This is a genomic window from Flavitalea sp. (genome assembly GCF_035489435.1).
Classification (GTDB): Bacteria; Bacteroidota; Bacteroidia; order Chitinophagales; family Chitinophagaceae; genus DATHKG01.
This window is the reverse complement of record NZ_DATHKG010000045.1, coordinates 1-7977: the sequence shown is the minus strand read 5'-3', so window position 1 is coordinate 7977 and position 7977 is coordinate 1. Positions and strand designations below refer to the sequence as shown.

Below are 7977 nucleotides of genomic sequence, written 5' to 3'. Positions count from 1 at the left end.
GAAGAAAATAGCAGAAGAGGCTCCGGGATGGGACATCGGAAGTATAACCGGTATACCCTCATGGGTGGAGCTGATGCTCAAAGAAATAATCAGCGTAAACAAACTCAATAATATTCATGATATCTGGCCGAACCTGCACATTTATACTTCGGGTGGAGTTGCGTTTGAGCCTTACCGTAAGAGCATGGAGAAATTATTCGGAAGGCCACTGATTTATATTGATACATACCTGGCCTCTGAAGGTTATCTCGCAACTCAAAAACGACCTGGTACCAGTGCAATGGCCCTGATCGTTAACAACGGAATCTTTTTTGAATTCGTTCCATTCCTGGAAGAAAACATCGATGACGAAGGGATGGTTAAGCAAGGTGTACAGTCGCTCACACTGGTTGATGCAAAAGAAAATACGGAGTATGTGCTGATAATTTCTACAGTGGCCGGAGCCTGGAGATATATGATCGGAGATACAGTGGTAATAACAGATAAAAAAAATGCTGAAATTAAGATCAGTGGCCGAACCAAACATTACCTGAATGTAGTTGGTGAACAACTTTCTGTTCAGAAGATGAACCAGGCAATCCAGAAACTTGAATCTAAATTTGATATAGAAGTAGCCGAGTTCACTGCGTCTACGGTGATGAAAGATGACCAGTTTTTTATGCATTGGTTCATCGGCAGTGATAAACCGATTGACGCAGCCGCTGCTGCCAACCTGATTGATGAGGAGTTAAGTGAGAACAATAAAAACTACAAAGTGGCCAGGGGTAAAGCTTTAAAAGGGGTTGAAGTTAAAATCATTCCAACAGCTCACTTTTATAAATGGAGCGAAGAATTTAAAAAAATGGGAGGTCAAACCAAGATTCCCCGCGTGATGAAGGAAGATGATTTCAATGAATTTGGTGTTTATGTTTCACAGCTGCAGGGCAATTAAAGCCGTTAGTAAATACTGGAGGCATGTTATCATGGCAGTTTCACTTTGCAAGCCCAGTTTGTTCTTTTACTCTTCTTTCTTCCAGTTTCCTTACCTGTTCAACAATGTCGTCCGGCGAAAGATACAGCCTGGCAATCTTGTCTTTATACGCCTGGGGTAGTTCAGCATGATCCAGGATGAATCTTTTGGTTGCGATGATATATGATCCCAGTCCATGATTCACAGCATAGGTATCTGCAATCACTTCCACCTGCTTCACATATTTTCCTGATCTGAGATAATTATAACCAAAAGCAACCATACCACGGTTGCTCCTGCTTTCATAATCCATGATATGACCAAGCTCGTGCCCGATCCAGCCAATCATGATCTCCTCGGGTAATTGATGTATGGGGGTAACCGTATGAGTGAGCCTGAATAAAGCGCTGATATTTATCCGGTAACTACGGTTTGTTCTTCGCTGTAGCAGTGATCTAAAAAACGGCTGGGCTTGCATCACCGAACCTTTAAGTCTTTTTTTAAAAACGAATTTAATTGCCGTATTCTTCAATTCAGGATAAAAAGAAAGCGCCTTCAGAACGTTTTTTTCAATTATTGCAGGGATCTTTTTATTAGCCCTGAACTCATCGAATTCTTTTGTGGATTGTGCTGTTATGCCGTTAATAATGTTGTTCATAATAAAAAATATGATCCATTTCATGATGTATGTGCTTCCCTCTCATTTCGCGAATCAGCCATAACCTTTTCACGATGGCGGTGCCCCCATTCGCCCAGGGCTAACAAAACCGGTTCTAAGGTTTCGGTATAATCAGTTATCAAATATTCTACAGTTACGGGCGTATAGGGATAAACATGTCTCGAAACAAAACCATTTAATTCAAGGTCCTTAAGTTCAGTAGACAAAACCCTTGCCGAGATGCCCGTAACTGCCCGCTGCAAATCGTTGAATCTTTTATTGCCTTGCTTCAGGGCAACGATGATCCTGAGTTTCCACTTTCCCCCGATCACATACATTGCGTCTCCCACAGCAGACAGGTGTCGGTTGCACTGACGTTCGGTAACAACCGGTCCAAATGCCTCTGTATCTATAGGTTGATGCAATTCAGCGGCCACCAGTTTGCCACTCAATAAAACATTACTATCTGTTAACAATTCATTGCCTGTGTTCATAATATTCTGGTTGAAAAGGCTGAAGCGATCCCCAAGGGCACTAACCTTTGTATTAGTACTAATATTTTGTAAGCGAATCTAGTCTAAGTTTGCTGACTAAACCAAAAGTTTATGAAAATCAGGAAAATTATAACGGTTGTCGTGACCATCCTTGCAGTGCTAATGGTTGTGTTTAGCGGAGTGCTGAAATTTATCGGAGAAGAAGAGATAAAGTCGACTATGGAAAAGTTAGGCGTGCTCCCATATCTGTTGATTCTTGGATCGATGGAAATTATTTTTGCGTTGTTGTTCTTATATAGACCAACTATGAAAATCGGTTTTATCCTGCTGACCTGCTATTTTTCAGGTGCATTGGCAACTGAGCTTAGTCACGGTACTGCCTTCAACGCTGTTTTACCACTGGCGCTGGTCTGGATCTCCGCTTTCTTAAGGGATAAAACAATCTTTTTCCCGATCACGGGAACTGCTGCTCCAAAATTTTGATTGCTCCCCTTTATTCGTAACTTCTGCAGGATTAAGGTTCCTTACAAAGAATTTGGGTTCTTTCTAAAAGTAAGATTCCTTACCAAGAATAAGTTCCTTACAAAAGTGAATAACATTCCCAGCAGAAGACTTATCATATGAAAATTCTATCGCCATATTTAATCTGTATTCCTTTGCTATTTATTGCCTGTTCAACTCAAAACGAAATAGGGCAATCAGAAGCTGATGCTGTCCTTGTTTTTCAATCAGGGTTTGAGAACAGCGTTATAAAACAGCGGGAAAACAATGCTGACCTTAGCGGCGCAGATCCCGCCTTCAGGGAAAAAAACGATTGGATCAGGGACATCGCTGACCGACCTGATTTTGGCAAATTTGGCATTCAATATCATGTTGGTGATTCTTCCATGCGAAACGCAACTATCATTCCTGAACCTGGAAATCCAGGCAACCATGTGATGGCCTTTACCCTGCTAAAACCAATTGTGAACGGATCAAATGGCCGTATCCAGGCAAACATGTATGGTAATAAGGGAATGAAAGAATTCTCACAGTCTGTCCGCATATTCCTGCATGAAGATTTCAAGGCGGTCTGTTCCTATCCTGGTGAAGTGCACTGGCTAACAATTGCAGAGTTCTGGAACAATATTACCTGGAATCAATCAGTACCGGCCAGGTTTCGAATAACACTCGGGCTTGGTAAAGCAGCTGGAACAGTAAACAATCTTTCTTTCATTCTTGATGCTGAAGATTGTGAACTGTTTGCAGATAACAGCCAGCAATACACGAAAATCTGGGCCGAAAAAAATGAGTCAGTTGCAGTCCCGGTCGGAAAATGGATCACTATGAATTATTACTATAAGGAAGGAGATAAACAATCCGGCAGGTTCACAATGTCCATTATCCCTGAAGGAGGTAAAAAGGTCGTGGTATTTGATATCCATAACATCACGCATAACACTACCGACAAGGCTCCCGATGGTGTTTCAGATCTTAACCCATTAAAGCTGTACACTTCAAAGGCGCTGATCGAATTCATGGACAGCCAAAACAAAACACTGCAAATCTGTTGGGATGATTTTAAGTTCTGGCAAGGCAGGAGAAGAGAGTTATGAATTATGAGTTATGAGTTATGAGTTAAGTTGTGAGTGGTGAATTGAGTTATGAATTGAAAACAGCCAACCACATCATGCACTCATCACTCAATCATTCCTCACTCACTCATCACTCATAATTCATAACTCTTTTTACACGTCATCCTGTACATTCGTGGAGTGATGCCTTCCATTTTATGAAATAATCTTACAAAATAGTTTGTATCGCTAAAGCCGCATTGCAGGCTGACTTCACTCACTGACTCATTATTTACCGCAAGCAGATTTTTCGCAAGTTTTATTCGTTCACGGTTGATATATTCAAGTGGAGACAGGCCAAATTGTTCCCTGAACATTTTGAAAAACATGTTACGGCTCAGATAAGCTTTGCGACTTAATGTGTCTATCGCGATTTTTTCAGTCAGATTTTCAGAAATATAATTTAGTACAAAATGAAGCCGTGATTTGTTAGTATTGTTCGGTTGATTTAAAACCTGTCCAAGATGCTGACTTTGTATTAATCGTATCAATAGCTCCTTCAAACTCAGGTCCGCATAAATGTTTTTACCCGTCTCAGGACTACTACAAACCCGAATCAGTTTATTGATGAGTTCCGTTACTTCATTATCGTTATCAAAATGGTATTGATTAAAAAGTAACTTCCAATCATGCATTTCTTCTTTGTCGCTGTTATAAAACTCATTAAGATAGTGGATGGTATTGTTCAAATAACTACTATCAACTGCGAGCGCTATACATTGTGTGGGATTGTCTTCACTGGCTTCCGGAAAATCGATTAACATAGATTCATTCGCTGAAGCGATCACGGTTTCACCCGGCACATATTCAAATGCTGGTTTATTAGGAAGATGCATCACCTTCTTTCCCCTGACCATGCTCGTTATAACAAGATCGTTGAAGGTTAATGGAACATTATATGATTCCTGGTAACTTTCAAAAACATTCAGCTCGCAATTCCGGAGATTGAACACACGCCTGCTCTCCACAAGTGTCTGGAGACATCCTGGATTGGTAAGATCGATACTATTTAGGCGATGCTTTGAAGGCAATCTGGCTTTTTTTAGAATAACAATTTTAAGGAAAATATGTTCTCCGCAAAAAATCAGGGTACAATCGTGCTACAAAAAGATACGAATCAGGCGCTAAAGTACGCCAGTGTTCAGGAAATTTAAAGGGATTATTTAACGAGATAAACGCGCCATATGAGTACGAATACAAGTGCAGTTCCTAAAACTAACCTGGCCCCGAGGCCGCAATTCAAAGAAAAATATGACCATTACATTGATGGTAAATGGGTTGCGCCGGCAAGCGGCTCATATTTCGATAACATTTCACCGATAGATGGTAAAGTCTTTACCCAGGCTGCCCGCGGTAATGCCAAAGATATCGATAAAGCTGTGGACGCGGCTCAAAAAGCGTTTGTGACCTGGGGCAAGACAGCAGCTGCTCATCGGAGCAACCTCATGTTACGTATAGCCCAGGTTATTGAAGATAATCTCGAGTACCTCGCTATCGTCGAAACTATAGACAATGGTAAAGCAATACGTGAAACCAGGCTTGCAGATCTGCCATTGGTCATAGATCATTTCAGATATTTTGCCGGGGTAATACGAAGTGAAGAAGGCACAATCAGTGAACATGATGAAACAACAGTGAGTATCAATCTTCATGAGCCGATCGGGGTGGTTGGACAGATCATTCCATGGAATTTTCCATTGCTCATGGCAACCTGGAAAATAGCTCCTGCGCTCGCGGCCGGCTGTTGTGTTGTTGTAAAACCTGCCGAGCAAACACCTACAAGCATTATGTGCCTGATGGAACTGATCGGTGATATCCTGCCTCCCGGTGTTCTGAATATCGTAACTGGTTTCGGGCCCGAAGCCGGTAAACCGCTGGCCCAGTCTCCCCGCATTAACAAGGTCGCTTTTACCGGCGAAACCACTACCGGCCGCCTTATTATGCAATATGCATCGGAAAACCTGATTCCCGTAACTATGGAGCTGGGAGGAAAAAGTCCTAATATATTTTTCAGTTCAGTTGTAAATGAAGATGATGATTTCTTTGATAAGGCTGTCGAAGGAGCAGTTATGTTTGCGCTGAACCAGGGCGAAGTCTGTACCTGTCCAAGCCGTATACTGGTTCAGGAAGATATCTATGAGAAGTTTATGAATCGTGTGGTTCAGCGTGTAAAGTCTATAAAAATGGGTAACCCCCTTGATGGTACCGTTATGATGGGTGCCCAGGCTTCCGAAGACCAGTATAACAAGATCCTAAGTTACTTTGATATTGGCAAGCAGGAGGGTGCACAGGTCCTTTGCGGCGGGGAAGCTTTTAATCAGAACAGTGGCCTAGAACATGGATTCTATATACAGCCAACCATTTTTAAAGGCCATAACAAAATGCGCATCTTCCAGGAAGAAATATTCGGACCTGTAGCAGCGGTAACTACTTTCAAAACTGTAGAAGAAGCAATCGCTATTGCAAACGATACATTATATGGCTTAGGTGCAGGTGTGTGGACCCGTGACGCCCATGAATTATATCAGGTACCAAGAGCTATACAGGCAGGACGTGTCTGGGTGAATTGTTATCATGCTTACCCGGCGCACGCACCTTTCGGTGGGTACAAAAAATCAGGCTTCGGCCGGGAAACCCACAAGATGATGTTGAATCATTATCGGCAGACTAAAAATATGCTGATTTCCTATGGCAAACAGAAGTTGGGCTTTTTCTAAAATTTCAGACCGGGTGTAGTTTAAAAACGGTGACCTTAGGGTCACTGTTTGTTTTTTGAGCCGTTGGGTGCTGGCAGACGATAAATAGTCAATCTGGGCGCAAGTAGATAATGAATATTCAATCTAATCGCAGGTAGATAATAAATACTAATCCCATAATGCGGTTCAGGATAACATGCCTTAAAAATTTAATCATATGCCAGTTCCGAGAGTATTATCCACAGAAAAAGCACGCGACCTGATTGCAACGCTAAAAAAAGAGCATGGTCCGTTGATGTTCCACCAGAGTGGTGGTTGCTGTGACGGCAGCCAGCCGATGTGTTTTGGTGAGAATGATTTCATAATCGGCAGCAACGATGTATGCCTGGGTTCTATAGAAGGTTGTAATTTCTATATGCATAACGACCAGTTCGAATACTGGAAACATACCCAGCTGACTTTAGATGTCACTCCCGGCCGTGGAAGCAGTTTTTCGCTGGAAATCCCGCTCGGTGTTCGTTTTATGATCCACTCCAGGGTGTTTACTGAGGCTGAACTAGCTGAACAGAATTATGAATTATGAGTTATGAATTATGAAAGAGATTAGAAATTATGAAATATGAAGAATTGATTCAATGCTAGTTCAAATAATCATAATTTACAAAATGAGTCGGAAATCTGAACGGTTGAATTGCTATTTTCATAACTCATAACTAATAATTCATAATTCTCTTTAAATGATTTATAATTCTATTGACGCGTGATTGACTTAACACAAATAACCAATGTCCTGGTTCGCAATGCCATTGGAGCCTTGCAGGATGGAAATAAAGATAAATGGTTTGAGCTTTTTGAAGACAATGCAACCCTTTATGACGATGGCCGGCAAATTTCCTTCAAATCCTTTTTTCAGACAGCAATAGGGCATGAACGATTTACAAGTATAGATAAGATTGAAAATGGCGGGCAGCATATTTTCGGCCATTTTCACAGTGACCAGTGGGGCGATTTCAAAACGTTTTTTAAATTTTCCGTGTCGGGCAAAAACAAGATTAATAAGCTCGAGATTGGCCAGGCCAAATATTAGCGGCCAGCTATTTTCAGCAGGTATCAGCCGACCATGATTGTTCCTAATTGAATTTCTGCTTTCATTTCCTTATTTCATTTCATAATTCATAACTCATAATTCATATCTCTCTTGAATGATACTCTCAAACGTACCCTCAGGCCGGTTCATCTCTGGGCGATTGCAGTAGGGCTGGTGATCTCCGGTGAATATTTTGGCTGGAATTATGGTTGGGCAGTTTCGGGAACAGTAGGATTCCTGATAGCTACATTGGTGGTTACTATTATGTACATCACCTTCATTTTTAGCTTCACAGAACTTACCACTGCCATCCCGCATGCCGGCGGCGCTTTTGCTTATGCTTACCGTGCGATGGGTCCATTTGGTGGATTGCTGGCCGGTTATGCTACCTTAATTGAGTTCCTGCTTGCCACTCCAGCGATTGCGTTTGCGCTTGGCAGTTACCTTCATTTTCTTTATCCATCCATACCGGTTTTGTGG

The 7977-nt window shown here is 41.8% G+C and carries 10 protein-coding genes; 7 read left to right on the top strand and 3 right to left on the bottom strand.

What is annotated here, in order from left to right:
* A partial coding sequence (locus tag VK664_RS07335; protein WP_461397979.1) for a GH3 family acyl-acid amido synthetase occupies window positions 1-931 on the top strand: 931 nt, incomplete at its 5' end.
* A gap of 40 nt (window positions 932-971) precedes the next feature.
* Here VK664_RS07335 and VK664_RS07330 read toward each other — a convergent pair.
* Window positions 972-1607, bottom strand: a complete 636-nt coding sequence (locus VK664_RS07330) for a hypothetical protein (RefSeq protein WP_461397978.1) — start codon at window positions 1605-1607, stop codon at window positions 972-974.
* A gap of 20 nt (window positions 1608-1627) precedes the next feature.
* Complete coding sequence (locus VK664_RS07325; RefSeq protein WP_461397977.1) at window positions 1628-2101, bottom strand: winged helix-turn-helix transcriptional regulator; 474 nt, start codon at window positions 2099-2101, stop codon at window positions 1628-1630.
* 111 nt (window positions 2102-2212) lie between these two features.
* Between VK664_RS07325 and VK664_RS07320 the strand changes: the two genes are divergently transcribed.
* Window positions 2213-2584 (top strand): DoxX family protein, encoded by a 372-nt coding sequence (locus VK664_RS07320; protein WP_461397976.1) that lies wholly within the window; start codon window positions 2213-2215, stop codon window positions 2582-2584.
* Window positions 2585-2721: 137 nt separating this feature from the next.
* Window positions 2722-3696, top strand: coding sequence for a hypothetical protein (locus VK664_RS07315; protein ID WP_461397975.1), 975 nt, complete (start codon window positions 2722-2724; stop codon window positions 3694-3696).
* Window positions 3697-3809: 113 nt separating this feature from the next.
* Here the strand turns inward: VK664_RS07315 and VK664_RS07310 are convergent, their stop codons facing one another.
* Window positions 3810-4745, bottom strand: a complete 936-nt coding sequence (locus VK664_RS07310) for an AraC family transcriptional regulator (RefSeq protein ID WP_461397974.1) — start codon at window positions 4743-4745, stop codon at window positions 3810-3812.
* 153 nt (window positions 4746-4898) lie between these two features.
* On the opposite strand from VK664_RS07310, the gene VK664_RS07305 reads away from it, so the two are divergent.
* The 4 genes from VK664_RS07305 to VK664_RS07290 all read left to right on the top strand — a co-directional run.
* Window positions 4899-6431, top strand: coding sequence for an aldehyde dehydrogenase family protein (locus VK664_RS07305; protein WP_461397973.1), 1533 nt, complete (start codon window positions 4899-4901; stop codon window positions 6429-6431).
* Window positions 6432-6627: 196 nt separating this feature from the next.
* The gene (locus tag VK664_RS07300) at window positions 6628-6993 is read left to right on the top strand and encodes a DUF779 domain-containing protein (protein WP_461397972.1); all 366 of its coding nucleotides are present in this window, start codon (window positions 6628-6630) and stop codon (window positions 6991-6993) included.
* 177 nt (window positions 6994-7170) lie between these two features.
* The gene (locus VK664_RS07295) at window positions 7171-7497 is read left to right on the top strand and encodes a hypothetical protein (RefSeq protein WP_461397971.1); all 327 of its coding nucleotides are present in this window, start codon (window positions 7171-7173) and stop codon (window positions 7495-7497) included.
* Between the two features lie 111 nt (window positions 7498-7608).
* Window positions 7609-7977: amino acid permease (locus tag VK664_RS07290; RefSeq protein ID WP_461397970.1), on the top strand; the 369-nt coding region annotated here is incomplete at its 3' end.